29 protein-coding genes are annotated in these 24,770 nt (G+C 73.7%); 14 read left to right on the top strand and 15 right to left on the bottom strand.

What is annotated here, in order from left to right; translation table 11 throughout:
- Nucleotides 1-25 precede the first annotated feature (25 nt).
- A complete protein-coding gene (locus BLS99_RS18025; RefSeq protein ID WP_176953424.1) occupies nucleotides 26-262 on the top strand; it encodes a hypothetical protein in 237 nt (78 codons plus the stop codon).
- On the opposite strand, the gene BLS99_RS18020 is transcribed toward BLS99_RS18025, so the two are convergent.
- Both BLS99_RS18020 and BLS99_RS27475 read right to left on the bottom strand, forming a co-directional pair.
- Nucleotides 237-896: a response regulator transcription factor gene (locus BLS99_RS18020; RefSeq protein ID WP_091052840.1), complete on the bottom strand. Its 660-nt coding sequence runs from the start codon at nucleotides 894-896 to the stop codon at nucleotides 237-239. The two genes, BLS99_RS18025 and BLS99_RS18020, sit on opposite strands and share 26 nt — an antisense overlap.
- On the bottom strand, nucleotides 893-2,005 hold the full coding sequence (locus BLS99_RS27475) for a sensor histidine kinase (protein WP_091052839.1): 1,113 nt from the start codon (nucleotides 2,003-2,005) through the stop codon (nucleotides 893-895). The genes BLS99_RS18020 and BLS99_RS27475 overlap by 4 nt, the downstream gene beginning before the upstream one ends.
- A 146-nt stretch (nucleotides 2,006-2,151) precedes the next feature.
- On the opposite strand from BLS99_RS27475, the gene BLS99_RS18010 reads away from it, so the two are divergent.
- The 4 genes from BLS99_RS18010 to BLS99_RS17995 all read left to right on the top strand — a co-directional run bounded on the left by BLS99_RS18010 (nucleotide 2,152) and on the right by BLS99_RS17995 (nucleotide 4,892).
- Nucleotides 2,152-2,715, top strand: a complete 564-nt coding sequence (locus tag BLS99_RS18010; RefSeq protein ID WP_091052838.1) for a GNAT family N-acetyltransferase — start codon at nucleotides 2,152-2,154, stop codon at nucleotides 2,713-2,715.
- Nucleotides 2,706-3,191 carry a DUF1990 domain-containing protein gene (locus tag BLS99_RS18005; RefSeq protein WP_091052837.1) on the top strand — a complete coding sequence of 162 codons (486 nt, stop codon included), beginning with the start codon at nucleotides 2,706-2,708 and terminating at the stop codon, nucleotides 3,189-3,191. The genes BLS99_RS18010 and BLS99_RS18005 overlap by 10 nt, the downstream gene beginning before the upstream one ends.
- Before the next feature lie 71 nt (nucleotides 3,192-3,262).
- The gene (proC, locus tag BLS99_RS26670; protein ID WP_218126643.1) at nucleotides 3,263-4,579 is read left to right on the top strand and encodes a pyrroline-5-carboxylate reductase; all 1,317 of its coding nucleotides are present in this window, start codon (nucleotides 3,263-3,265) and stop codon (nucleotides 4,577-4,579) included.
- 13 nt (nucleotides 4,580-4,592) lie between these two features.
- Nucleotides 4,593-4,892, top strand: a complete 300-nt coding sequence (locus BLS99_RS17995; RefSeq protein WP_091052836.1) for a hypothetical protein — start codon at nucleotides 4,593-4,595, stop codon at nucleotides 4,890-4,892.
- Nucleotides 4,893-5,291: 399 nt separating this feature from the next.
- On the opposite strand, the gene BLS99_RS17990 is transcribed toward BLS99_RS17995, so the two are convergent.
- The 5 genes from BLS99_RS17990 to BLS99_RS17970 form a co-directional block, all read right to left on the bottom strand.
- Complete coding sequence (locus tag BLS99_RS17990) at nucleotides 5,292-6,440, bottom strand: trypsin-like serine peptidase (protein ID WP_143034857.1); 1,149 nt, start codon at nucleotides 6,438-6,440, stop codon at nucleotides 5,292-5,294.
- A 92-nt stretch (nucleotides 6,441-6,532) separates the two neighbouring features.
- The gene (locus tag BLS99_RS17985; protein WP_176953423.1) at nucleotides 6,533-6,850 is read right to left on the bottom strand and encodes a DUF4190 domain-containing protein; all 318 of its coding nucleotides are present in this window, start codon (nucleotides 6,848-6,850) and stop codon (nucleotides 6,533-6,535) included.
- 74 nt (nucleotides 6,851-6,924) lie between these two features.
- On the bottom strand, nucleotides 6,925-7,845 hold the full coding sequence (locus BLS99_RS17980; RefSeq protein WP_091052833.1) for an NAD-dependent epimerase/dehydratase family protein: 921 nt from the start codon (nucleotides 7,843-7,845) through the stop codon (nucleotides 6,925-6,927).
- Nucleotides 7,846-7,875: 30 nt separating this feature from the next.
- Nucleotides 7,876-9,060 carry an FAD-dependent monooxygenase gene (locus BLS99_RS17975; protein ID WP_091053519.1) on the bottom strand — a complete coding sequence of 395 codons (1,185 nt, stop codon included), beginning with the start codon at nucleotides 9,058-9,060 and terminating at the stop codon, nucleotides 7,876-7,878.
- Nucleotides 9,053-10,048 (bottom strand): winged helix-turn-helix domain-containing protein, encoded by a 996-nt coding sequence (locus BLS99_RS17970; RefSeq protein WP_091052832.1) that lies wholly within the window; start codon nucleotides 10,046-10,048, stop codon nucleotides 9,053-9,055. Before BLS99_RS17970 ends, BLS99_RS17975 begins: the two co-directional genes overlap by 8 nt.
- Before the next feature lie 175 nt (nucleotides 10,049-10,223).
- Between BLS99_RS17970 and BLS99_RS17965 the strand changes: the two genes are divergently transcribed.
- Nucleotides 10,224-11,345, top strand: a complete 1,122-nt coding sequence (locus BLS99_RS17965; RefSeq protein WP_091052831.1) for an FAD-dependent monooxygenase — start codon at nucleotides 10,224-10,226, stop codon at nucleotides 11,343-11,345.
- Nucleotides 11,346-11,392: 47 nt separating this feature from the next.
- Here the strand turns inward: BLS99_RS17965 and BLS99_RS17960 are convergent, their stop codons facing one another.
- Entirely contained in the window at nucleotides 11,393-12,232 is an 840-nt protein-coding gene (locus tag BLS99_RS17960) for an SDR family NAD(P)-dependent oxidoreductase (RefSeq protein ID WP_091052829.1), read from the bottom strand.
- A gap of 94 nt (nucleotides 12,233-12,326) precedes the next feature.
- On the opposite strand from BLS99_RS17960, the gene BLS99_RS17955 reads away from it, so the two are divergent.
- Complete coding sequence (locus BLS99_RS17955; RefSeq protein ID WP_091052827.1) at nucleotides 12,327-12,893, top strand: TetR/AcrR family transcriptional regulator; 567 nt, start codon at nucleotides 12,327-12,329, stop codon at nucleotides 12,891-12,893.
- Between the two features lie 45 nt (nucleotides 12,894-12,938).
- Here BLS99_RS17955 and BLS99_RS17950 read toward each other — a convergent pair whose 3' ends face one another.
- Nucleotides 12,939-14,024: a caspase, EACC1-associated type gene (locus BLS99_RS17950; RefSeq protein WP_176953422.1), complete on the bottom strand. Its 1,086-nt coding sequence runs from the start codon at nucleotides 14,022-14,024 to the stop codon at nucleotides 12,939-12,941.
- Nucleotides 14,025-14,192: 168 nt separating this feature from the next.
- Here BLS99_RS17950 and BLS99_RS17945 point away from each other — a divergent pair, with 168 nt between their 5' ends.
- The 4 genes from BLS99_RS17945 to BLS99_RS17930 all read left to right on the top strand — a co-directional run bounded on the left by BLS99_RS17945 (nucleotide 14,193) and on the right by BLS99_RS17930 (nucleotide 17,329).
- Nucleotides 14,193-14,621, top strand: coding sequence for an SRPBCC family protein (locus BLS99_RS17945; protein ID WP_091052822.1), 429 nt, complete (start codon nucleotides 14,193-14,195; stop codon nucleotides 14,619-14,621).
- A 97-nt stretch (nucleotides 14,622-14,718) separates the two neighbouring features.
- On the top strand, nucleotides 14,719-15,552 hold the full coding sequence (locus BLS99_RS17940) for an NAD(P)H-binding protein (protein ID WP_091052820.1): 834 nt from the start codon (nucleotides 14,719-14,721) through the stop codon (nucleotides 15,550-15,552).
- Nucleotides 15,553-15,603: 51 nt separating this feature from the next.
- On the top strand, nucleotides 15,604-16,749 hold the full coding sequence (locus BLS99_RS17935) for a winged helix DNA-binding domain-containing protein (RefSeq protein WP_091052817.1): 1,146 nt from the start codon (nucleotides 15,604-15,606) through the stop codon (nucleotides 16,747-16,749).
- A 106-nt stretch (nucleotides 16,750-16,855) separates the two neighbouring features.
- A complete protein-coding gene (locus BLS99_RS17930) occupies nucleotides 16,856-17,329 on the top strand; it encodes an OsmC family protein (protein ID WP_091052815.1) in 474 nt (157 codons plus the stop codon).
- Nucleotides 17,330-17,362: 33 nt separating this feature from the next.
- Here the strand turns inward: BLS99_RS17930 and BLS99_RS27470 are convergent, their stop codons facing one another.
- Complete coding sequence (locus BLS99_RS27470; protein ID WP_091052812.1) at nucleotides 17,363-17,986, bottom strand: cellulose binding domain-containing protein; 624 nt, start codon at nucleotides 17,984-17,986, stop codon at nucleotides 17,363-17,365.
- Nucleotides 17,987-18,246: 260 nt separating this feature from the next.
- Between BLS99_RS27470 and BLS99_RS17920 the strand changes: the two genes are divergently transcribed.
- On the top strand, nucleotides 18,247-19,233 hold the full coding sequence (locus BLS99_RS17920) for an NADP-dependent oxidoreductase (protein WP_091052809.1): 987 nt from the start codon (nucleotides 18,247-18,249) through the stop codon (nucleotides 19,231-19,233).
- 80 nt (nucleotides 19,234-19,313) lie between these two features.
- Here the strand turns inward: BLS99_RS17920 and BLS99_RS17915 are convergent, their stop codons facing one another.
- Nucleotides 19,314-19,706, bottom strand: coding sequence for a MerR family transcriptional regulator (locus tag BLS99_RS17915; RefSeq protein WP_091052807.1), 393 nt, complete (start codon nucleotides 19,704-19,706; stop codon nucleotides 19,314-19,316).
- Between the two features lie 75 nt (nucleotides 19,707-19,781).
- Between BLS99_RS17915 and BLS99_RS17910 the strand changes: the two genes are divergently transcribed.
- A complete protein-coding gene (locus tag BLS99_RS17910) occupies nucleotides 19,782-20,219 on the top strand; it encodes a hypothetical protein (RefSeq protein ID WP_091052805.1) in 438 nt (145 codons plus the stop codon).
- Nucleotides 20,220-20,260: 41 nt separating this feature from the next.
- Here BLS99_RS17910 and BLS99_RS17905 read toward each other — a convergent pair whose 3' ends face one another.
- The 3 genes from BLS99_RS17905 to BLS99_RS17895 form a co-directional block, all read right to left on the bottom strand.
- Nucleotides 20,261-21,445 carry a cellulose binding domain-containing protein gene (locus BLS99_RS17905; protein ID WP_218126633.1) on the bottom strand — a complete coding sequence of 395 codons (1,185 nt, stop codon included), beginning with the start codon at nucleotides 21,443-21,445 and terminating at the stop codon, nucleotides 20,261-20,263.
- Between the two features lie 123 nt (nucleotides 21,446-21,568).
- Nucleotides 21,569-22,384 carry a class I SAM-dependent methyltransferase gene (locus BLS99_RS17900; protein ID WP_091052803.1) on the bottom strand — a complete coding sequence of 272 codons (816 nt, stop codon included), beginning with the start codon at nucleotides 22,382-22,384 and terminating at the stop codon, nucleotides 21,569-21,571.
- A 150-nt stretch (nucleotides 22,385-22,534) separates the two neighbouring features.
- Nucleotides 22,535-23,080 carry a hypothetical protein gene (locus BLS99_RS17895; RefSeq protein WP_091052800.1) on the bottom strand — a complete coding sequence of 182 codons (546 nt, stop codon included), beginning with the start codon at nucleotides 23,078-23,080 and terminating at the stop codon, nucleotides 22,535-22,537.
- 248 nt (nucleotides 23,081-23,328) lie between these two features.
- Between BLS99_RS17895 and BLS99_RS17890 the strand changes: the two genes are divergently transcribed.
- Nucleotides 23,329-23,916, top strand: coding sequence for a hypothetical protein (locus BLS99_RS17890; RefSeq protein WP_091052797.1), 588 nt, complete (start codon nucleotides 23,329-23,331; stop codon nucleotides 23,914-23,916).
- Between the two features lie 136 nt (nucleotides 23,917-24,052).
- On the opposite strand, the gene BLS99_RS17885 is transcribed toward BLS99_RS17890, so the two are convergent.
- Nucleotides 24,053-24,718 carry a sigma factor gene (locus tag BLS99_RS17885; protein WP_176953421.1) on the bottom strand — a complete coding sequence of 222 codons (666 nt, stop codon included), beginning with the start codon at nucleotides 24,716-24,718 and terminating at the stop codon, nucleotides 24,053-24,055.
- Nucleotides 24,719-24,770 lie beyond the last annotated feature (52 nt).

The raw sequence follows: 24,770 nt of genomic DNA, 5'->3' as shown, positions 1-24,770 counted from the left end.
GTGAGATCGGCTCACAATCGTGGCGGTGGCGGTGGCGGTGGCGGTGGCGGTGGCGGTGGCGGTGGCGGTGGCGGTGGCGGTGGCGGTGGCGGTGGCGGTGGCGGTGGCGGTGGCGGTGGCGGTGGCGGTGGCGGTGGCGGTGGCGGTGGCGGTGGCGGTGGCGGTGGCGGTGGCGGTCGAAGCGTTGTGTGGGCGGCTCACGAGTCCGGTGGCTTCGGTCAGTAGCCCGCCCGAAGTCAGCTCACGAGGCCGGCGTCGTTGACCAGTAGGGCGAGCTGCACCCGGTTGTTCAGGCCGAGCTTCGCGAGGGCCGCCGAGACGTGGGTCTTCACCGTGGGGATGCTCAGGTGCAAGGTCGCGGCGATCTCGGCGTTGGAGCGGCCCCGGCCCACCTCGGCCGCGACCTCCGTCTCCCGAGGGTTCAAGGCCCGCAGGCGCTCTCGCGCCGGTGCGCGGCGGTCGTCGCCGCCGCCGACCGCGATGCCGATGAGGCGCCGCGTCACCTCCGGCGACAGCACCGGCTCCCCGGCCGCCACCCGCCGCACCGCCGCCACGATCTGCGCCGGAGGCGTGTCCTTGAGCAGGAACCCGCCCGCGCCCGCCCGCAGCGCCCGCTGCACGTGCCCGTCGGCCTCGAACGCGGTGAGCACCAGCACCTCCGGCGCGCCCGGAACCTTCCGCAGCCGCTCGGTCGCCGTCAGCCCGTCCACCACCGGCATGTGCAGGTCCATGAGCACCACGTCCGGACCGAGCTCCGCCACCAGCGCCGGCACCTCCACGCCCGAGCCCGCCTCGCCGACGACCTCCACATCGGCCGCGCCGCCGAGGATCATCCGCAGGCCCGCCCGCACCAGCGGGTCGTCGTCCACGACCAGGACCCTCACACGCTCGCTCATGCCGTCCAGGGTAGCCACGCCCGCACCCTCCAGCCGCCGTCCCCGGTCGGCCCGTAGTCGAGCCGCCCGCCCGCGAGCGCCGTGCGCTCCTCCAGCCCGATGAGGCCGTGCCCCGAACCCGCGCCGGAGTCCCGGCCCGGCCCGTTCACGACCGCGACCTCGAGTCCGTCGCCCGGCCCGCCCGACACCGTCACCGCGACCGCCGCGCCCTCGGCGTGCCGGCGCGCGTTCGTCAACGCCTCCTGCACGATCCGGTACGCCGTGCGCCCCGACCGCTCCGGCGCCTCGCCCGCCGCCTCCGGGTCGAACGCGACCTCGAACGCGATCTCCGACCCCGGCCGCGCCTCCTCCACCAGCGCCCGCAGATCCGCCACGGACGGCTGCGGCAGCTCCCCGATCGGGGCCCGCAGCACCGCGATCACCTCCCGCAGGTCCCGCATCGCCAGGTGCGACTGCTCCCGCACCACGCCCGCCGCGCCCGCCAGCTCCCGCGGCGTCAGGTCGGTCCGGTACTCCATCGCGCCCGCGTGCAGGCTCAGCAGCGACAACCGGTGCCCCAGCAGGTCGTGCAGCTCCCGCGCCAGCTCCTCGCGGGCGCGCTGGCGCGCCCGCTCGCGCTCGCCCTGCTCCTGCTCGGCCGCCCGCGCCCGCAGCGCCCGCCGGTACCGCGTGAACATGCCCCAGCCCGCGACCCCGCCGTACAGCACCACCGCGAACGCCAGGTTCCCCAGGACGCCCAGTTCCTGCGGCCGGATCACCGAGTACACCACCGCGGCGGCCATCGCCCCGCCGAACACCCACGCCGCCGTCCGCAGCGGCCGCCGCACCACCACCGTGAACAGCAGCACCAGCAGCGGGAACGCCGACGTCTCCGAGAACGACGACAGGCCCGCCGCCACGGCCGCCGCCTGCGTCGGCCACCGCCGCCGCAGCCACAAGAGCCCCAGCGCGAGCACCCCCGCGAGCTGGTCCAGCTCGAACAGCCACGGCGGCGAGGGCAGCCCCAGCCGCATCCGGTCCGCGCTCAGGTACAGCCACGCGAACACGCCGAACGCGAACAGCGCCGCGTCCGCCGCCCACCCGCGCGCCCCGCGCCGCTCACCCTGCATGCGCCGAACCTAGCCAATGCGCGCCGCCCGGCCAACCCTTCCGCCCCGATCCGATACCGAAGTCGCCCCGCCCCCTCCGAAGGTCGGGCGGCCGGCCCGCCCGAGGGACTACGCTCGACCGGTCGGCACCGACCGAAGGGGGAACCATGCTCGACCAGATCCCCGCCCCGCCCGCGATCGCGCTCCGGCCCGTCGCGCCGGCCGACGCCGCGGACCTCGCCGCGCTCCGCGGCGCCAGCCGCGACCACCTCGCCCGCTGGGAGCCCGACGAGGACGACGCCACCTACACGCTCTCCGGCGTCCGCGAGGCCATCGCCGCCGCTCTGGCCCGCACCGCCGCGGGCACCGGCCGCTCCTACGTCATCCTCGAACGCGGCCGCGCCGTCGGCGGCCTCCTGCTCAACACCATCGTCCAGGGCCCGTACCTGCGCACGTGCAGCGTCGGCTACTGGGTGGCCGTCGCCGAGTGCGGCCGCGGCATCGCCACCGAGGCGGTGCGCCTCGCGAAGTACATCGCGTTCGGCGAACTCGGCCTCGACCAGCTCCGCGCCGAGACTCTGCCCGACAACCTCGCCTCGCAGAAAGTGCTGTCCCGCAACGGGTTCCGTCGCATCGGACTTTCCCCTTGCTACTCCCTCGCCACCGGCCGCCTGCGCGACCACGTCCTCTTCGAAGCCCCCAACCCCCGGACGGAGCCCCCGTGGACCTGAAGGTCACCTACCCCGAGATCGGCGCCACCCGCACCCGCGACCTCCCCGCCGGCTACCGCCACCTCGAACGCGAGACCGTCCTCGACGCGCCCCTCGACCGCCCCGCCGAGATCCTCATGACCTGGGGCCTCCACGAACGCTGCGGCCTGCGCCCCGAGCCCACCGCGCCCCGCGCCGCCGCCGGGGTCGAGGTCGCCCTCCGCTTCGCCGGCGTCATGCGCATCCCCTGCCAGGTCGTGTGGGCCGAGGAGACCCCCGGGCTGGTCGGCTTCGGCTACGGGTCCCTGCCCGGCCACCCCGAGCGCGGCGAGGCCGCGTTCCTCCTCGAACCCCTCGGTGACCGCACTCGCTTCACCGTGCGGTCCTTCTCCGTCCCGGGTACCGTTGCCAGTCGCCTCGCCCGCCCGGTCGCGCAGGCGATCCAGACCCGTGCGACCGACCGCTGGCTCAGCGCCATGGCCGAAGCGCTTCGATAGCGCCGATTCGTCCGAAACGCTGAGCGTGGTGGGCAGGGGCCGTTAGATTGCGGTTCCGGGGGAGGTGCGTCATGGACATCGCGATACTGGGCGTCGGCCATCTCGGCGAGGCCGTCCTCATCGGGCTGCTCGACTCGGGGATGCCGCCCGCGCAGATCTGGGCCACGGCCCTGCCCGCCGAGCGCGCGGCCGTCCTGGCCGACGCGTACGGGATCGAGGTGGGGACCGACAACCCGAGCGCGGTCGCCGAGGCCGACGTCGTGCTCCTGGCCGTGCGGCCCGGCGCCGTCGACGGCGTGCTCGCCGAGATCGCGCCCGTGCTCGAACCGGACGCCGTCGTCGTCTCGCTCGCCGCCGGCGTCAAGCTCGCCGCGATCCAGGACCGGCTCCCCGAGGGCGTGACCGTCGTGCGCGCCATGACGAACGTCGCCGCCCGCGCCCGCGAGGCCGCCACCGCGCTCACCGCGCCCGAGGGCACCGACCTCACCGAGATCGAGGACCTGTTCGACCGGGTCGGGGTCACCGTGGTCGTCGAGGAGCCCATGATGGACCTCGTCACGGCCGTGGCCGGCTCGGGCCCGGCGTTCCTGTTCTACCTGGCCGACGCCATGACCACCGCCGCCGTCGAGGGCGGCATGGACCGCGCCGCCGCGCGCGTCATGGTCGACCAGATGCTCCTCGGCGCGTGCCTGCACCTCCAGTCCAGCGACGAGCCCGCCGCCGAACTCCTCGAAGGCGTCGACACGCCCGGCGGCACGACCGCCGCCGCCCTGGACGTCCTCAACGGCGCCGCCGTGGACGACACCGTCAAGCGCGCGGTCGTCGCGGCCGCCAGGCGCGGCCGCGACCTCGCGCGTTTAAGCCCGGTTCCGGCGCAGGAACAGCGCACCGACCGCCGCCACCGCGACCACGATCGCGGCGACGAGCATGACCACATAGGAGCCCTTGAGGCCCGAGGTGAACGCGTCGTAGGTGATCGGCGCGAACGAGGCGTCCCCTGCCTCCGCGATGAACCGCTCGCGGCCCATCCCCAGCGCGATGAGCGCCGCCCCCGCCAGGATCGCCGCCAGGACCCCGACGACGAGCGCCGCGACCCACCGCCGCGGCGCCACCACCACCGCCACGACCAGGAGCCCCAGGGCGATCCACGGGAGCCAGGTCGCGGCCCACTCCAACTGCTCGGTGCGCTGCTGGAGCTCGGGGACCTGCGACGAGTCGAGCAGCACGTACTCGGCCTCGACCGCGGGGATGTCGGCGGCGTACGCGAAGTCGTTCTCCGCCAGCCGCTCCTTGACGACCTCGACCACCCGGCCCAGGTCGAGCGTGAGCGTGTTCCCCTCGGCCCTGAGCGATCCGGTGTTCTCGCCTTCGAGCGCCGACACGAGTGACGAGTGCGCCTCCGTGACCGCCGCGTCCCACACCTTCAGGAACGCCGGGCTCGCGACGAACTCGTTCACCTCGGTCTCGATGTACGCGCGCAGGGTCTCGGCCGCGGAGGCGATGAGGTCCTCGATGTACGCGGGCGGGTTCTCGACCCCGGCCCACCCGGCCGCCTGCGAGGAGATCGCGTCGAGGTCGATCGCGTTCGTGATCTCGGTGGTGATCGTCTTCGCGACGGCCGCCTGCACCCGCTCGTCCTCGGCGATCGGCTCGGTCCGCTCCACGAACCGGTCGGTGGTCAGGAGTTCAAGGCGCGCATAGTAGGCGGCCACGGCGCCGGTCACGGCCACGACGGCGAGGACGCACGCGAGCACGGCCACCACCCACCGCACGACTCTGCCGACCCCGCCCTGCCGTTCATCCGAGGCGGCCTCGGCGCCGGTCCCCGACTCGGCGCCGGTCGCGGACCCGGCCGCAGACCCGGCCCCAGCCGCGGACTCGGACGCGGTCTCGGCTGCGTCTCCGGCTGCGTCTCTCGAACTGGCCTCTTCGCTCGGCGTCTCGCTCACGGGCACCTCCACATCGGCTTGCATCCACTGTAACCAGCGCAAACGTCGAGCGCCGGGAAAACGGAACGGGCGGCGGGGGAGTGCCCCGCCGCCCGCCGATCAACCGGGCCGCCGACGAACGCGACCGCCGGATGCCGGTCCGTTCCCGGCCTCAGAAGTCCCACTGGAGGTACGGCGCGATCATCGGGTAGATGAGGTCCATGCGCGCGGCGCTGTTCGGGCACCCGCCCAGGTGGTGCAGGCCCACCACCGCGCCCGTGGTGCGGCTGACCACCGGCGAACCGGAGGACCCGCCCTCGGTGTCGCAGTAGTACGACAGGTCCGAGGCGTACCCGCGCCCGTAGGCCCGGTTGTCCTCGATGCGGCACTGGCCGCCCGCGACCGCCCGGCCGTCCTCGCTCGCGATCCGCATCGGCTTCCCGCCCGGGTGCCCCGCGATGAAGACCTTCTCGCCGTTCTCGGCGTGCCGCGGATCGACGACCAGGTGCGGCAGGTGCGCGATGGCGTCGTAGTCGTCCACCGTGAACAGCGTGAAGTCGTACGTGTAGTCGGTCGCCAGGACCTCCTCGCCCCGCACCTTGAGCGGGGTCTCCACCTCCCCGCCCCCGCACTCGGCGCACTCGTACCCGAACTGGACCTCGGTCGCGCGCGCCTCCTTCTGCGTGTCGAGGCAGTGGTTGTTCGTCATGATCCGGTTCGAGTCGTCGGCGATCCACGCCGTGCAGTAGTACTCGTCCTTGATGATGAGCCGCGCCACCGACCGGCTCGCGTCCCATGCCACCGGGTCGGTCTCCCGGTAGCAGGCCGCGTCGGCGGAGTCGTCGCGCCCGCACACGCTCTCGGGCCCGGCCGCGGAGCCGCTGGGCCGCGACGCCAGCTCCTCTTCGTTCAGGCCCCGCGCGTACGCGGCGAGGCGCGCCGCCGCCGCGACCCCGTCGGCGGCGTCGCGCAGCTCGACCTCGGCGGTGTCGCCCTCGATCGACAGGGCCCGCAGCACGCCGTCCTCGACGTCGGCCGGGCCGTACTCGTAGGACTCGGTCCCGTCCGGGCTCGCGACGGCGATCCGGTCCCGCTCGCCCAGCACCACGCCGTCGAAGCGGGCCTTGATGAACGCCGCCTCCCCGTGCGCCACCGACCGCGTCTCGCCCGCCTCCAGCCGCACGTCGGCGGCCTCCAGCTCGGCGATCTGGTCGGCCCGGTACCGCGGCTCCTCGGCCGCGGCGGCGGGCGCGGTGAGCGCGCCGACCGCGAACGCCCCGGCGGCGAACGCGAGTACTGTCCTCTTTGTCCTGTCTCCCATGGCCCCGAAGCGTAGGGGAAGGCCCGGGCGGGGGCGGGGGATCACGGAAATCGGGCGGCGCCCGCAGGCCCCGCCCGATCCCCCGCCGAGTGCTAGTTGTACTTCTCGTTCCAGTCCTGGCGCCACTCGTCCCAGTTCGCGAAGACGCCGCCGACGATGCCGAAGACCAGGAGGAGGATGAACGCGACGATCGCGATCCATCCGAGGATGATCGCGGCCCGCGCCAGCCCCTCCCCGGAGTTGTTGCGCCGCACGATCTGGCCCTTGGCCACGTAGCCGAGGATGAGCCCGAGGATGCCGAGCGGGCTGCACCAGCCCACGATGGCGAGGACGAACGCCGCGACCGCGAGTCCGTTCATCTCCCGGGGCATGCGTGCCGGGGCTCCGGGCTGCCCGTATTCCTGCGTCATGATGCCCTCCATTGGAGACGGAAATGTGCGCAGTGTACGAAGCTCCGGAGCCCTTTCGTGCGGTTTCGGCCGAATCAGCGTTGCTTGCGGAACCACGCGAGGGTCGCGGCGACCGCGTCCTCGTGCGGGGTCGGGCGCGGCTCCCCGAAGGCCGCCCGGAACGCGGTGTCGTCCACGACCCAGTCCCGGTCGCGCTGGTACCAGGTCTCGCCCAGCTCCTTGACGACCGGGTTGAACAGGCCCAGGAGCCGCTGCGTCCCGCGCCCGAGCGCGGCGTGCTTCGGCTCCCCGCCCGCGGCCTCCCACACCATGTCGAGGAACTCCCGGCCCGTGGGCGCGGCGAGCACCGGCAGGTGCCACGCCTTCCCGTCGGCCTCCGGGTGCTCCCCGAGCGTGACCAGGCCCGCGGCGATGTCGGGCAGGTACGAGACGGTGTGGAGCACGTCGAGCCCGCCGACCCAGCGCGCGGTCCGCCCGGCCGCGACCGCCGCGAACACGGTCGGGCCGAGGATGGTGTTCAGCCCGCCGGGTCCGAAGTAGTCGGAGGCGCGGCCGAGGCTCGCGCGCACGCGGCCCTCGCGGTGCGCGTCGAGGACGAGCTTCGCGACCTCCGCGCGGGCCCGGCCCTTCGGGTTCTCGGCCGCGTACGGCAGGTCCTCGGTCATGGCGCCGCGCACCGGGCCGTACATGTACAGGTTGTCGGCCATGACCAGGCGCGCCCCGGCCCGCTCGACGCCGCTGAGCACGGTGTCGGTGAACCCGGGGAACTCCGCGGCCCACTTCGCGTACGGCGGCTGCGCGCACTGGTAGACCACGGCGGCGCCCTCGCACGCGGCGGCCGCGCCCTCGGGCGTCGTCACATCGGCGGCGAGCGCGTCCGGCCCCTCGGCACGGCGGCTGACGGCGCGCACCCGGTGCCCGCGCGCGGCGAGTTCGGCGGCCACGGCCGAGCCGATCGCGCCGGTGGCGCCGAGGACGACGTGCAGGTCGGTCATCGGAGTGCTCCTTCTCGTTGCGTCCCTTGGTTATGCCACCGCTGCGTCCCAGTCGATGCGGTGGCGCTGCACCGGGCCGAGGGTGCGCTCGGGGCGCATGACGGTCCGGATGAACAGCGGCATCACCAGCGGCATGACCGCCTGCGCGAGCGCTCCGGGGGCCTTGACGGCGTTGGCCTTCGCGGCCTGCGCGGCGACGGACTCGACGCGCGACCGCCGCAGCCGCTCGTACGCCGGCAGCGCTTCGGCGACCGGGAGGTCGCGCAGGCACCGGGCGAGCTCGATCGCGCTCTCGATCGCGAGCGAGGCGCCCTGCCCCGAGGAGTTCGACGGGGCGTGCACGCTGTCGCCGACCAGGACCAGGCGGCCGCGGTGCCAGGTCGGGACCTTCGGCATGAGGTACAGGGCGCCGTGCGCCTGCACCGGGCCGGTCGAGCGCAGGAGCGCGCCGCCGGGCTCGTCGGTGTCGTAGACCTCCAGCATCGTCGCGATCCAGTCCTCACTGGACCGCTCGCGGACCGCCTGGGACGTCAAGGGCTCCTTGCAGGGGAGGTTGACGCCCCACCTGGTGCCGCCCTCGGGGAGGCGCCAGTACAGGTAGTACCCGCGCCGCCCGAACGCGAAGGTCATGACGCCGGGGTCGACCGGCGGCTCGTAGCCGGCGACCGACTCGAAGCCGAGCATTCCGGTGTACGCGGGCCCGGGGTTGGCCGGGTCGACCAGGCCGCGCACCGCGGAGTGGACGCCGTCCGCGCCGATCAGCACGTCGGCCTCCGCCTCGGTGCCGTCCGCGAACACCGCGGTCACGCCGTCGGCGCGCTCGCGCACCGACGCCAGCCGCCTGCCGTACGCGAACCGGGCGCCGAGCGCTTCGGCCCGCTCGTGGAGGACCCGGTGGAGGTCCGTCCGATGCATCGACCACAGTGGACCGAGATCGGGGAGCGCGGGGATCGTGAACCGCCTCCGGTTCCCGACGGTCATGTCCATCCGGTCGACCGGGTCGCCCGCGGCCCGGACCGCCTCGTCCGCGCCGATGACCTCCAGCGCCCGAACCCCGTTGGGGGCCAGGGACAGCGTGCCGCCGACGCCCTCGGGCCGCCCGGGGTACGCCTCGTACACCACGGCCTCGATCCCGGCCTTCGCCAGCGCGGCGCCCGCGACGGCTCCGGCGACCCCGCCGCCGATGACGGCGGCCGTCCTCGCCCGATCACCCATGCGCGTCCTCCCGTCGCCCGCCACCAGTCTGCTCCGGGTCCGGGCCGGTGCGCCCCGGGCCCTCCCGGTGGCGGGCGGCGAGGGCTTCGACGCCGTCGAGGAAGACGGCGAGATCGAGCGTGAAGATCTCGTCGAGGTCCATGTCGTAGCCGTCGGACATGGAGCCGAGCGCGCCGAAGAGGCGGGCGAAGTGGGGGAGTTCGGCCATGAACGCGTCGTCGCCGATGCGCTGCACCCATTGCAGGTCGGTCCACTCGTCGGCGGTGAGGCCGGTCTCGGAGACGGCCTCGTCCTCGAGTTCGACGGTGCCCGCCAGGCTGACGACGTGGCTGTAGACGAGCACGTGGACGTTGAAGTGCAGGAGCGGCGGCAGTCCCAGGGGTGCGAGGGCGCCGAGGAGCTTGTCTCCCATGCGGATGACGTTCGGCAGGGGGAGCGGCCGGGTGAGCGGGCTGACGCCGCCGAGCCAGGGGTGGGCGCGGTGGAGCCGCCACAGCTCGCGGGCGATCCGCTCCACTCGCGGCCGCCAGGGACCGGCCTCGTCCACATCGAACCTCGCGGCGCCGTACGTGGTGTCGGCCATGAGGAGCAGCAGCTCCTGCCGGTCCTCCACGAAGCGGTACAGGGACATCGGCGCCACGCCGCAGCGTCCGGCCACGGCGCGCATCGAGACCGCTTCCAGCCCTTCGGTGTCCGCGATCGCGACGGCCTCGGCGACGACGGCGTCCCGGGTGAGTGCGGCGGGGCCGCCGGCCCTGGCGGTCCGCCGCGCCGCGACCACGGTCCCCGAGCGGGGGCGGGTGGTGACCAGGCCCTCGGCCCGCAGCACGTCCAGCGCCTTCGTTGCTGTGGCGAGGGCCACACCGAATTCCTGGGCGACCTGGCGCGTGGACGGCACCCTGTCGCCCGGCGCGAGCTCCCGGTCGGCGATGCGCCTGCTCAGCTCGGCGGCGATGCGCGCGTACGGCGGCTCGGTCGGCTCGGCCACGGCAACCCCTTTCTCGGTCTGTCCTACGACAGATCCTAGTGCGCCCCGGCCGCTGCGGGGCACGCTGTCCTAGCGCAGTTGCCGAGCGTATTTGCAGGTCAGGACAGATTTTTCTACGGTGGTGCCAGTCGAGGAACACCGCCGACCCGGCGATTCCGCAACGGGAGGAACCCCCATGAGCACCGTCCTGATCTCCGGCTCCAGCGTCGCCGGCACCGCCCTCGCCTACTGGCTCCGCGAGCAGGGCCTCACCCCCGTCGTCGTCGAGCGCGCCCCGGCCCTGCGCCGCGGCGGCCAGACCGTCGACGTCCGCGGCGCGGGCCTCCAGGTCGTGCGCCGCATGGGCCTCGAAGCCGACGTCAAGGCCCTCGCGAACCACTCCAGCGGCATGTCGATGCTCGACGCCGCGGGCAACGAGGTCTTCCGCTCCGAGGAGTTCGCGCTCTCCGCCGGCGCCCTCGACTCCGAGGACGTCGAGATCCTCCGCGAGGACCTCGTGGACCTCATGCACGCCAGGAACGAGGGCATCGAGTACCTCTACGGCGACTCGATCACCGCGGTCCGCGAGGAGGCCGACGGCGTCGCCGTCGAGTTCGAGCACGCCGCCCCGCGCCGCTTCGACCTCGTGGTGGGCGCCGACGGCCTCCACTCCAACACCCGGCGCCTCGTGTTCGGCCCGGAGTCGGCGTACATCAACCACCTCGGCACCTACCTCGGGGTGTTCTCCGAGGAGAACTACCTCGGCATGGACCGCTGGCAGACCTGGTTCAACGACGGGGCCAACGGCGGCGTCGTGATGACCGTGCGCGACAACGCGGAGCTGCGCATCTTCCTGGGCTTCGCCTCGGAGCCGATCGAGTACGACCACCGCGACACCGCCGCGCAGAAGCGGCTCGTCGCCGAGCGCGTCACCGGCTTCGGCTGGGAGGTCCCGGGGTTCCTGGAGCGCATGGCCGACGCCGAGGACTTCTACTTCGACTCCATGGCGCAGATCAACATGGACGCGTGGTCGCACGGCCGCGTGGTCCTCCTCGGCGACGCCGCCCACTGCGCGGCCCCGACCTCCGGCCAGGGCACGAGCCTCGCGCTGACCGGCGCGTACGTCCTCGCCTACGAACTGGGCCGCACCGAGGACCACGCGCTCGCCTTCGCCCGCTACGAGTCCCGGATGCGCCCCTTCGTTGAGGCGAACCAGGCGCTCGCCTTCATCGACCGCCGAACGGTCGACCCCGAGGAGTCCACCCGCCGCCTCGACGCGGTCAAGAGCCTCATCGACCTCGACGAGGTCGTGGACTAGGCGACGGTCGCGGCCGCGCCCCCTATCACCAAGGGGCGCGGCCTTTTTCACGCGCGGAGCGAGGCGACCAGGTCCTCGGTGAGCGCGTGGAGGCGGTCGGCGGCCTCGGGGTCGAAGTCGGCGCCGGTCAGCGGGAGCCGGGTGGTGCGGCGCCAGGCGCTGGCGCGCTCGGCGGGCGGGTCGTCCATGAGCCGGGCCATCGGGACGATCGCCTGCTCCACGCGCTGGGCGAAGAGCGCGGCGAGCACGCTCGTGACGGCCTTCTTCGGCTGCTTGAGCGGCTCGGCCATGGCGGTCTTGACGAACAGCGGGTTGTAGACCACGTACTTCACCGGCGAGTCCGGGTGGCGCCGCGGGAAGTCCACCGCGAGCAGGTCGTTGGCGCGGGACGCCTGCGTGGCGGCCTTCATGCCCTTGTACGGCTCGCGCTCGAACCGCACGTCGTCCCAGAAGATCCGCCCCGCGAAGCCGCCGGGCGCGGCGAGGTTGAAGACCACGGGCGCGGGGGACGCACTGAGCAGGCCCGCGAGGCCGTGCCCGATCACGAAGCGGCTCAAGTAGGACAGCGCGAACGTGTACTCCAGGCCGTCCGCGGTGAGGGTGCGCCGCTCCTGGAACCGCTGGGTCGCGAACACGACGCCGTCCAGGCGCGTCTCGGTCGCCGCGACGTCGGCGACGACCGCGTTCATCCCCGCGACGGTGCTCAGGTCCGCGCGCAGGAACCGGGCCCGGTCGGCGGCGCCGAGCCGCCCGGCCGCCTCCAGGAAGGCCCGGCCCTTGGCCTCGCCGCTGGCGACGGCCACGACGCGGTCGCCGCGCCCCAGGAAGTGCAGGCCCAGGCCCCGGCCCATGCCGTCGGTGCCGCCGGTGATCAGGTACGTGCGCACGGAGTGCCGCCTCTCGGAAGTCAAGTCATCGATCGATGACTACGCTAGCGCGACCCGCCGCTTATGTCAACAAGTGATGACTTATGCTGACTTCATGAACGCGCCCAAGCGCCGCGACCGCGCGGCCACCCGCTCCGCCCTCCTCGACGCCGCCCGCCGGCGCTTCGCCGAGCACGGATTCGACGGGACCGGCGTGCGCGAGATCGCCGCCGACGCCGGCGTGGACCCGACGCTGATCTTCCGCTACTTCGGGTCCAAGCAGGACCTCTTCGCGGAGGCGTCGAAAGCCGAAGTGCCCGAAGGGATCGGCGAACCCGGCACCGGCCCCGTCGGCCTCGCGGACGCGCTCGTGCGCGAGGTGGTCCTCGGTACCCGGCCCGCCTCCGGCGGCGAGCACCCGCTCATGCTCATGCTCCGCTCGGCCGGGCGCCCGGAAGTGCGCGCCCGCCTCCACGAGGAGGTCTGCGACGGCTACCTCGCCGACCTGGCCCGCCGTTTCGAAGGCGAGGACGCCGCCCTCCGCGCCGAACTCGTCGGCGCGCTCCTGCTCGGCATGGGCGTCATGCGCGACCTGGTCGACTCCCCGGTCCTGCCCGGCGCCGACCCCGACCGCGTCCGCGCCCTCGTCGCCGACATGGTCGCCGCCCTCGAACGCGCCTAACGCCGGAACGACGGGCCTGCTCCACCGGACCGAGGCGGCCCGGGCCTACACCCCGGTCGCGCCGAGCGCCTGGCGCCGTTCGAACTCGGCCTCGATCCGGTCCAGGAACGCGTCGACCTCGGTCACGTCGTACCCCTCGCGCAGCCGGGTCGGCGTGAACCGCACGGTCCGCACGTCGTCGGCGCTGAGCCGCTGCGCGCCCCGCTCCGGTTCGAGCAGCGCGAGCACCACCCGGTCGAGGAACACGTCGACCTCGTCCTCGTCGTAGCCCTCGGTCAGCTTCACCGTCGCGAACGCGCAGCGCCGCACCTCGTCGGCCGAGACCAGCGCCTCGGGCGCCGCCGCGGGCGGGTGCCCCGGCGCCGGGCCGTGCACGGCGTCGGCCGGGACCGGCTCGGCGGGCGCGCCGCCCCGGCGCGGATTGGCCGCGAGCGCGAGCATGTCGGCGGTGTGGGTGCCGCACTTCTGCGGCTGCGGCAGGTCCAGCTCCCGGGCGCGGCGCACCAGCTCCCGGTACACGTCGTTGAGCGTCAGCAGCTCCCCGGCCCCGGCCACGCCCTCCTCGAACACGCGCAGCAGCAGCTCGGTGAAGGCCGTGAAGTGGCGCCCCGCGAACGCGTACGACGGCGAGTTCGCGGGGGAGGAGGTGAGCGTGAAGTGCCCCGAGACGCGCAGCTGCCCGAGGATGCCGTCCTCGCCGCCCAGCACCTCGGTCGCGATGCCCGAGAAGCACGAGTCCAGGACGATCACCTTGGTCTGCGCGGGCGCCGACTGGACCGCCCGGTGCAGGAACGCGAACGGGACGCCGCTCCACGGCAGCAGCTCCTGCGAGGTCTGCGGCAGCGCCAGGTGCAGCAGCCCGTCCGAGCCCACGAGCCCGTGGCCGCTGTAGTAGACCAGCAGCAGGTCGCGGGCCTCGCGGGCCGCCTCCTCCACGGCCCGCCCGACCGCCGTCAGATCCCGCGGGTCGGTCAGCGAGGTGCAGTTCGCGGCGTCGAGTCCGGTGCGGCCCAGCAGGAACTCCCGCATGCCGTCCACATTGTTCCGGGCCGCGGGCACTCCGGGCAGGTGGTCGTACGCCGCGGTCCCGATGAGCAGGGCGCGCGACTTCGCGCCGTCCGGCAGTCGCATCGCGCGCTCCGTTCCAGAGGGTGACTCCATGTTCGCAGACCCCCGCCACCGGCCCGGCGACCGCGCTGAGCAGGGGCGGAGAAAAGATTCCGGGAGGTGCGATGAATCCGCGCGGGCCGCCCCGTCTACACCGGCATAAGCAGCAAGCACCGAACACGGGAGAACGAGATGACCGCCAACGAGAACGGCTACACCTACACCCTCACCGCCGAGGTCGACGTGCCCGTCAGCACCGTCTGGACCGCGTGGACCGAGAACCCGCACTACGAGGCGTGGAGCTACTCCAAGCCCGGCTCCGTCGAGCTCGACGTGCGGCCCGGCGGCAAGTACACCGCCACCGTCGTCACCCCCGACGGCCAGGAGTTCCCGATCACCGGCCGCTACATCGACGTGGCCGAGAACGAGTACCTGGTCATGGGCATGGACGTTCCCGGCGGCAGCGAAGAGGTCATGCGCCTGGACCTGACCGACCTCGGCGGCGACCGCACGCGCCTGGTCCTGACGCAGACGCTGGAGACCCAGGAGGCCCACGACATGTCCAAGCAGGGCAGCGAGCTGCTCCTCCAGTCCTGCGCGGAGTACGTGGCGAAGATGTGACCTCCCCGGGGTTCGGGGCCGGGCCGGCAGGGCCCGGCCCCGATCGCGTCCCGCTACAGTTGCGCCTCGAAGGACCGGGCGGCACGAAGGGGACGAGATGATCGGCATCACCGGGGCGACCGGGGGCGTGGGCTCCGGGACCGTGCGGCACCTGCTGGCAGCGGGCCGCGACGACGTGGCCGCGCTGGCCCGCCGCCCCGAGGCCGTCCCGCCCGCGCCCGGCCTGGAGGCCCGCCGCGCCGACTACGACGACCCCGCCTCCCTCGAAGCCGCGATGCGCGGCCTCGACACACTCGTGGTGGTCTCCAGCGACGGCCTCGCCGAGACCATGGTGCGCCACCACCGCAACGTCCTCGCCGCCGCCGACGCGGCCGGCGTCGGCCGGATCGTCTACACCGGCATCCTCGACGCGGACCCCGCGACGGGCTTCTACTACGCGCCCGGCCACCGCGCCACCGAAGCGCTCCTCCAGGACCGCCCGCACTGCGTGGCCCGCACCTCGGTGTTCGCCGACTTCTTCGCCGACACCTGGCTCGAGGAGGCCCAGCGCACCGGCGAACTCGCACTGCCGCTCGGCGGTGCGGGCATGTCGCTCATCGCCAGGGACGACGTCTCGCGCGCGCTCGCCGCGCTCGTCCTGGCCGGGACCGAGGGGGTCGTGGAGCTGACCGGCCCGGTCGACGCCACGGGCGAGGCGATCGCCGCCGCGGCCTCGCGGGCCACCGGTACCGCGGTCCGCTACACGCCCGTTGAGGACGCCGACTACCGCGCCCGCCTCAAGGCCGACGGCGAACCCGACTGGCTCATCGAGGCGTACGCGAGCATGTTCACCTCCGTCCGCGAAGGCCGCTTCGCCTCCGCCCCCGGCGAGGTCGAAGCCCTCACCGGCACGCCCCCGATGACCTTCGCCCAGTACCTCGCCGCGCGCTGAGGCCGGCGGCCCCCGCCTCCTCCTGTCGGCCCCGGCCGCTAGCCTCTGACCATGCAGCTCACGACCCGGCGGCTGAACCGCGCCACCCTCGACCGCCAGTCCCTCCTGGTCCGCGCCGACACCGACGCCGCCTCCGCGATCCGCGGCGCGGTCGCCGTCCAGGCCCAGTCCCCGGTCTCGCCGTACATCGGGCTGTGGAACCGCGTCGCCGGCTTCGACCCCGCCGACCTCGACGCCGCCTACGCCGACCGCCGCGTCCTGCGCGGCAACCCCGTGCGCATGACCCTCCACGCCGTCGCCGCCGACGAGTACCGGCCCTTCCGCGAGGCCACCGAGCCCTCCCTCTACGCCGCCAAGCTCGGCGGCCGCATCGCCAAGTCCGGCATCACCGGCCCCGAGGCCGCCGCGCTCGCCGACGACCTCTTCGCCGCCCTCTTCGCCGACGGCGAGGTCCGCACCGCCCGCGAATGCGAGGACTGGCTCGCCGGACGGCTCGGCCCCGACACCGCCAAGCAGGTCTGGCCCGGCATCCGCCAGTACGCGCCCCTCCTGCGCGTCCCCACCGGCGGCCCCTGGAGCTTCGCCGACACCGTCTCCTACGCGGCCCTCCCCGACCAGCCGACCCTCCGCGACCCCGACGCCGCCGACGCCGCGCTCGCCACCCTCGTCCGCCGCCACATCGAGGGCTTCGGCCCCGTCGCCATCGCCGACGTCGCCCAGTTCGCGATGGTCCAGCGCGCCCGCGTCAAGCAGGCCGTCGCCACCCTCGACCTGGAGCTCTACCAGGGCCCGAACGGGGAGGTCCTGTACGACCTCCCCGGCGCCGCCCTCCCCGACGAGGACGTTCCCGCCCCGCCCCGCCTGATGGCCATGTGGGACAACGTGTTCCTCGCCTTCCACGACCGCGGCCGCACCGTCCCGCCCGACTACCGGACCACCCTCATCCGCAACAACGGCGACGTCCTCCCCATGCTCCTGGTCGACGGCTTCGCCGCCGGCGTCTGGCGCACCGTCGAGGGCGGCATCGAGGCCACCGCGTTCCACCCGCTCCCCGACGACGTCTGGGACGCCCTCGCCGCCGAGGCCAAGGGCCTCACCGCGCTCCTCGCCGACCGCGAGCCCGACGTCTACCGCCGCCACCGCCACTGGTGGGACAAGCTCCCCGACCACGAGACCGTCCTGCTGCCCGGTTCCTGAACCGGCCGCCGCGCCCCGCCCCCGGCTACGATTCGCTCAGACGAAGATGCACAGCTGCGAAATCCCACTGTCAAGAAGAGGCACCGTCGACCCGGAAGGAGCCGCCATGACCGGCCGCGAGCACCACTACGAAGTCACCGTCACCTGGACCGGCAACACCGGCAAGGGCACCGCCTCGTACCTCGGCTACGGGCGCGACCACGACATCGCCACCCCCGGCAAGCCGCTCATCCAGGGCAGCGCCGACCCCGCGTTCCGCGGCCAGAAGGACCGCTGGAACCCCGAGGAACTCCTCCTCGCCTCGCTCTCCCAGTGCCACATGCTCACCTTCATGTCGCTGTGCGCCCGCGAGAAGATCGCCGTCACCGCCTACGAGGACGCCGCCACCGGCACCATGACCGAGGAGGGCGGCTACAGCGGCCGCTTCACCGAGGTGGTCCTCCACCCGGTCGTCACCCTCGCCGACCCCGCGCACGCCGAACGCGCCGCCGAGCTCCACCACGACGCCAACAAGACCTGCTTCATCGCCAACTCGGTGAACTTCCCGGTCCGCCACGACCCGACCACCCTGACCGCCTAGCGCCCCGATCCGCAGGCCGGGACCTGCCCCGGCTCACGCCTCCGGCGTGCACGGGACGGTCGCCGGGAGCGACCACTCGCCCTCGACCTCGGCCTGGAAGCTCGGGCCGACGCTCGACCCTGGGTCGATGCCGGCGTTGAACATGATGTCGCCGTAGCGGTCTCCGTCCAGGTGGTCGAGCCCCCAGAGCCCGGTCACTTCCAGCCCCGCGAGGTCGAGGACGACCTCCCAGCCGTCGATCGGCTCGGTTCCGGTGTTCGCGACCTCCACGTCCACCGAGATCGAGCCCGACCACTCGTCGTCGAGCTCCAGCGAGGCCGTGCACTGCGGCCCGGTCACCGCCGCCTCGCTCGCCGCGCTGGTCGCGGCCTCCTCCGAGCCCGGATCCGGCGCGCCGCTCGTCTCCGGGACCGCGGAGGACTCGGGGGTGAGCGACGGCGAGACCGGGGCGCTCGGGGTTGGGCTCTCGGCCGACTCGGTGTACCGCGGCCGGTCGGGCTGGTCGGCCCCGGCCACGTCGGGGTCGTGCTCGTCGCGCAGCGACCCGAACTGCCAGACCGCGACCGCCGAGACGAGCGCGGCGACGGCGACGAGGGCCAGGAGCGAGCGGCCGTGGATCCGTCCGCGGAGCACGCCGCGGTCCGTCCGAGCACGCATGGGGGTCTCCTCCGAGGGGTCGGCAGGGCAGGGGCGGACGCGTTCGCACAGGGGACGGCGGAGGGGGGCCGTGTCCACGATGAAGCGTACAAGGCCCTCGTGCGCTGGCGAAACGCCCCGATTGGTATGCGTCGATCCCCTTGGGGGTGAAAGCGTTCGGTGTCAGCGGCATTCGAACGGCCGCATCGGGGTACGCACCGGTGTAGATTCAGGCCGGGCGCAGCCGGGCGCCCGCCGGGCCAACCGAGGGGACCCACGAGATGCGCGCCGTCGTCGTCACCGACTTCCACACCGAGCCGAGCCTCACCGACCTCCCCGTCCCCGAACCCGGCCCCGGGGAAGTCCTCGTCAAGATCGCCGCCGCGGGCGTCAACCCGTTCGACTGGAAGGTCGTCGAGGGCGCCATGCGCGACGCGGTCCACCACGAGTTCCCGCTCGTGCTCGGCTCCGACGGCGCCGGCACCGTCGTCAGCGCCGGGGAGCCCGACCTCACCGACCCGCGCTTCGAGCCGGGCGATCGCGTCTTCGGCCAGTTCATGGACGTCAAGACCGGCCGCGGCTCCTACGCCGAGTACGCGATCACCAAGGCCGCCAAGCTCGCCCGCCTCCCCGACAAGCTCGACTTCGCGACCGGCGCGGCCCTGCCCACGGCCGGGGCCGCCGCCCACGACTTCGTGGAGGGCACCGGCGCCGGGCCGGGCCAGTGCCTGCTCGTCAACGGCGCGTCCGGGGGCGTCGGCCAGGCCGCGGTGCAGCTCGCGGCGGCCCAGGGCATCCGCGTCATCGCCACGACCGACCCTGAGACGGCCGCGCTGCTGCGGAGCCTCGGCGCCGCCGAGACCGTCGACTACACCGCCGGGCCCACGGCCGAGCAGGTCGGCGAGGCCCACCCGGACGGGATCGACGCGATCGTGGACCTGGTCTCCGGCCCGGCCCAGATCGAGGCGATCGCCGGGCTGCTCAAGCCGAACGGCGCGATCGTCTCCGCCAACGGGGCCGTGGACGCCGAACTCCTCGCCTCCCGCGGCCTGCGCGGCTCGAACCTGTACGCGAACGCCCGGCCCGCGACCCTCGCGTCCCTCGCCGACTCCGTCCAGAGAGGACAGCTGCGGTTCCGCATCGACCACGAAGCGCCGCTTGCGGACGCCGCGGCCGCACTCGCCCGCATCCGGGCCGGCGAGTCCCGCGGCAAGACCGTCCTCACGGTCGAGGACGGAACGGTCGAGGACGGAACGGCTGAGGACTGAGGGGTCGAGGACTGAACCGCCGCTGCTGAACCGCTGCTATCGCGCCGTCGCGATCTGAACGGCCGCTACCCGATCCACCGCTATCCGGCCCGCCGCGATCCGGCCCGCGCCGATCTGACCCGGTCCGGTTCGAGCGGACAGCCCGTGCCGGCCCGCTCGGCGAGTTCGGCGCGCAGCGCCGCGAGCTCGGCCATCTTCGCGTCGACCGCGGCGATCCGCTCCGCGAACAGGGCCGACAGGGCCGCCGTCGGGTCCGGCGCCAGGCGCACCTCGGCCCCGTGCCGCGCGATCTCCGCGAGCGAGAACCCGAGCCGCTGGGCCGTGCGCACGTAGTCGAGCCACGGCAGGGTCTCGTCGCCGAAGTCCCGGTACCCGTTGGGGGACCGGTGCGACTCGACCAGTCCGATCCGCTCGTAGAACCGGATCGCGTCCCGGCTCAGCCCCGACCGCTCCGACAGCTCCCCGATCCGCACGGGCCGCTCCTCTCGACTTGACACTGGAGTGCACTCCACCGTTTACGGTAGCGCGACCGAACGAACGGAGACACCATGTCGACCCTCATCGCGACCACTGCGCCGCAACGCCTCTCGTACCTCACCGTGGTCCGCGCCAGCGCCACCTACGACCTGGCCGTCACGGCCGGGTTCGCCACGCCCTGGACCCTCGCGCTCGTCCACGCCGGCCTGAACGCCCTGAGCGGGTCCCTCGGCCTCGCGGCGTTCCCCGGCCTCGACCCGATGCAGGTCCTGTACGCCAACCTCATGGGCTCGGTGGTCGTGGTGTGGTCCCTGCTGCGCCTCGTGCGCCCGCAGCGCCTCCACGGCCTGTTCGACGCCGCCGCCCGCGTCCTCTTCTCGCTGTGGATGGCGAACGCCCTCGCCCACGGCGCCCCGGACCTCCTGTGGGCCTTCCTCGTGGTGGAGATCGCCTGGGGCGCGGTGCAGCTCGCCCCGTGGGCCTCGGCCCGGTTCCGCGCGCGGGACTGACCCCGCCCCGCCGCCGGATGCGGCGGGGCGGGGGTGCGGGTTCAGCAGCCGATCCTGTCGGGGCCGAAGGCGACGTCGTCGTACCAGACGGTGTCGGCGTCGTTGCCGTAGCTCTCCCAGCCCAGGCGCAGGTCCGCGAGGTCGGGGTTCCAGGAGGGCTTGGAGAGCCACTGGGAGTCGACGTCGTGGGTGGGCGTGCCGTCAGCGGTCAGCCCGGTGACGGGGTCGCCGTCGACCCAGGTGGTGAGGGTGCCGCCGGTGATCCGGTACTCGACGCAGATCCACGTGTTCACCGGGAACGGCTCGCTCAGGGCGACGCCGGCCGGGCTCTGCTCGGGGAGGGTGGCGTCGTCGGACTCGCGGTTCCACTGGAGCATCGAGTTCTGGCCGCCCAGGCGCAGATCGGAGTTGGCGTCGTTGCGGTCCTGCATCGCGATCATCGTGGTGTGGTTGGCGGGCTGGGCCGTGGTGTGGCGCATGTAGACGCGGAACCAGTCGGCGTCGGCGGGCAAGGTGCGCCCGACGAACACGTGGTTGCAGTAGGTCGCACCGCCGTCGACGCGGATCGACTTGCCGCCGCCGTTGGCCACAGTGGAGTCCACCGCGGCGGCGCCGCTGCCGGTGCAGTCGGGCGCGCCGACGCTCCACGCCCCGCCCGGGACGGTCCCGGTCTGGTTCTCGAAGCCGTCGCAGACGGCCCCGGCCGGGCACTCGCCGGGCTCGGGGGGATCGGTCGGCGGGTCGGTCGGGTCCTCGGTGGGCGTCTCGGTCGGATCGTCGCTGGGGGTCTCGGTGGGCTCCTCGACGGTGCCGCAGTCGACGCCGTTGAGGGTGAACTCGGTCGGCTCGGCGCCCGCGCCGGAGACGACGAGGCCGAACAGCTCGCGGGTCTGGCCCGCGCCGACGGTCGCGTTCCAGCCCACGTCGGCGCCGGTGAACGCGGTGCCGGACTGCGACCAGTCGACGTTCCAGGCGCTCTGGACCTGGGCGCCGGGCCGGAGCTGGAACTCGATCTCCCAGCCGTTCACGGCGCCGTCCTCGGCGGTGAGGGAGACGGCGGCCTGGTGGCCCGAGCCCCAGTCGCTCACCACCCGGTAGTCGAGCGCCTGGCAGCCCACGGCGTGCGCCGGGCCCGCCGCGACGATCGCGATCGTGCCGGCGGCGACGGCCGCTGACAGGGCGACGGCCGCGGCGAGGCGCCGCGGCCGGGTCGGCATGGAAGCCATGCAGAATCTCCTCTGCTCGGTCCGCATCCCAACCCGACTGCGGAAGACCTAATCTATCGATATCAATAAATATCATGGTTTGCCTGTCCGTGGGAGCGTGCCAACAGTCTTTACGGGTGCCGGTCACGGGCGCCAGACGGAGATCCCGATGTCGCGGAACCGCTCCGCGAAGCGCCCGTCCGGGACCGCCTCCCGCAGCACCGCGCGCAGATCCGCCTCGAACGCCGCGAGCCGGTCGCCGAACAGGTGCGGCGCCGAGCTCGACAGCGAGAACACCGAGGCGACGATCTCGTCCTCGCTCCGCACGGCCACACGCCCTTCGCCCACGCTGATCACCTCGGGCCCGGAGAACCCGGCCCGGCGCATCACCTCGTCCTCGCCCCCCGCGGTCCCGTCCGGGAGCACCCCCTGCCCGGCGCGGCGCACGGGCCCGAGGTAGCGCCGGACGAGCGCTTCGACCGCCTCCCACGGCGGGGACGGGAGCGGCAGCGGCTCATCGGAGTCCATGCCGCGGTGCGTGGTCGCTCCGATGTGGATCCACGCCCCCTCGGGGCAGAGCATCGGGCGCACCCGCTTCGCGACGAGGTCGCGGTCCATCCAGTGGAAGGACTGCGCGAACGAGGCGACCCGGAACGTCCCCAGGTCGGCGGGCAGCCGCTCGGCCCGCAGGTGCTGCCAGTGGATGCCGGGCGCCTTGAGCCGCGCCTCGGCGATCATGCCGGGGTCGGCGTCGACGCCGACCGCCTCGGCGAACAGGGGCGCCAGGAGCACGGTGAGCGATCCGGGCCCGCACCCGACGTCGAGGAGCCGCCCGGTGCCGTCGAGCCCGAGGGCGTCGCGCACCGCCTCGGCCAGCGCGGCGGGGTACGGTATGCGGCCGTTGCCGTAGTGGACTGCCGCGCCGGCGTACAGCGTCTCGTCCCATTCCCAGGAGGTCATCCGCAGGAGCCTACCGGCGCGGGGCCGTTCGGCGGGGCACGATTCGGCGGCGGTTCCCCATGCGCCGCAAGCGACAGTGCGATACGAGGCGGTGCTGGACGGTCCGGTGCGGCAGCGGACGGGGCCGCACCGGGCGGCACCGCGGGCCGTCTACCCCGGCAGGTGCCCGGTGAACGCCGTCTCGAAGCTCGCGTGCCGGCCCATGTGCGCCAGGTACCTCGGATCGGTGACCTCGATCGAGAAGTCCGCGTGCTCGCCGTCGTCCTCGGGCTCCATGCGGAACGCGGCGATGATCGCCTCGGTCCGCCTGCGGAAGTCCTCGCCGCGCGGCTTGGTCGTGAGGATCGTGTACTTGCCCCACGCGCCCGCGGTGCCGTCGAGCTGGCCCTCGTACGCCTTGTAGGCGTTGACCTTCGGCTCGACCGGCTGCTTGGTGTGCTCGTCGAGGACGAAGCCCTTGCCGTCGATCCACACGCGCTTGCCCAGGAACAGCTCGAAGCACTCCTCGAACTCCTTGGCGGTGCCCGCGTCGATGTCGCCGGCGCCGAACCCCTGGAACCACGCGTCCATGAGGAGCTGGAGGGCGAACTCGGGGCCGCGGTGGAAGCGGGCGTCACGGCCGATCAGGCTGGTGAGCCGCCCGTCGACCGTGTTTCCTTCACGGCCCCAGGTGATGACATCGAACAGATACGTCATGGCCGTGAATCATAACCAGTGCGGGCAATTCCGGCGGACGTAGTGATTGATCACACTCGATTACTTCCGCGGGTCCCAAGGAGCGGCTCCATGGAACGGGTCCCGGGGCGTGGGTGCTCGGGCGCGTCCGCTCCCCCGAGCGGGGGAGCGGTTCGCGGCGCTCGGGGGAGGCCCCGCCGCGTGCCGCCGGGTGAGACTCGAGCGACCGCGCCGGCGTCCCGGCGTCCACGTCGAGCAGAGGAGTTCCGATGACCGGTCCCGGTTTCGCCGAGCGGTTCCACGGCCGCACCGCCGCAGGGGTCCCGCGCTGGGCGGTGTGGACCGCCTACGCCGTCGCGCTGACCGCCCTGCCCTCCGGAGTCTGGAGGATCCTGGCGATGATCGGCGGTGCGCCGCTGCTGGAGACCGACCCTGAGGTCATGGCCGCCGCGAGCGGCCTGGAGGCGGGCCCGTGGTGGTACATCGTGGCGCTCAGCGTGGTCAGCGAGGCGCTGGCGTTCCTGGCGGTCGGGCTGGTGACGGTGTGGGGCGAGGTGTGGCCGCGCTGGGTGCCGCTGCTGCGGGGGCGGACGGTGCCGGTCTGGGCCGCGGCGGTGCCGGCCGCGCTGGGCGCGGCGGCGCTGATGGTCCTGCCGTACGCGCTGGTCCTGTACGCGTTCGGCCTGGGCATCGACGGCGAGCCGACCCGGCTGGTCGTGCACGGCTGGCAGACCGCGGTCTTCTGGGTCGCTTACGCGCCCTTGGCGGCCTGGGGGCCGCTGCTGGCGGTGCTCACGGTCCACTACGTCCGGCGCCGGACGGCGGGCGCTCGAGCGCACCTGGTCCCGGTCAGGTGAACCGGCGCCGGCCCCTCGCACGCCGCCCGGGCCTCAGCGGTCGCGTGCCGCCGCGGGCGGTCCAGGCGTCCAGGAGCCGGAGCGCCTCGGCGAATCGGGCCGCACGTTGGAGACGCACAGGACTGACGCAGGACCGCTAGGGCCCGTCTCGGCCGCCGTAGTCGCTCGTCCGGATCTCGCCGGTCTCGGGCGCGGCCAGCAGGCGCCGGCTGAGCTCCTCCAGTGTCGTCTCCAGGAGGCGGGAGACGGGCACCGGAGGAGCCGCAGCCTTCGGCGGCCGGTCCAGGGGGTCGGGCGGGAACTCCCGGCCCCCCTCCCGGCCCGCCTCGATGCGGGCTTCGGTGGTGCCCAGGCGTGCGGCGATGTCGGCCGTCGTGACCGGCCGCTCCAGGTCCTGGGCCAGTGCGGCGTCGGCGTACGCGATCGCCGAGCGCAGTTCCACGAGGTGGTGCGGGACGTCCTGCGGCCAGGTCGTCCTGCGGCAGTGCCGGCGCACCGCGTCCATCATGGAGGGGATCGCGAAGGTGAGGAAGTCGCCCCAGGCCGGGTTGAACCGGTCGATGGCGCCGATGAGTTCGGCCGAGGCCGCTTCGAGCAGTTCCTCCTCGGTGAAACCCTTGCCGGCGTAGCATTTCGCGATGTGCGCCGCCAGCGGCAGGTGGCCGGCGACGAGCCGGTCGCGGAACACGAGGCGTTCCGGGTCGCCGTCGGGGAGCGCCGCGAGCCGGGCGAACAGGGCCTCCCGGGTCCGGTCGCCGCCGCGGCCGAGCATGTACCGGTCATCGGGATGTCGTGCGTTCATGGTGGAGCACCGCCTCTGAGCGGTCGGTTCGGTTCCCGGCGCGCGGCCGGGT

It is taken from the genome of Glycomyces sambucus, from assembly GCF_900102815.1.
In the GTDB taxonomy this organism is placed as follows: Bacteria; Actinomycetota; Actinomycetes; order Mycobacteriales; family Micromonosporaceae; genus Glycomyces; species Glycomyces sambucus.
The sequence above is the reverse complement of the archived record's forward strand: the minus strand, read 5'-3'. Positions and strand labels throughout refer to the sequence as shown.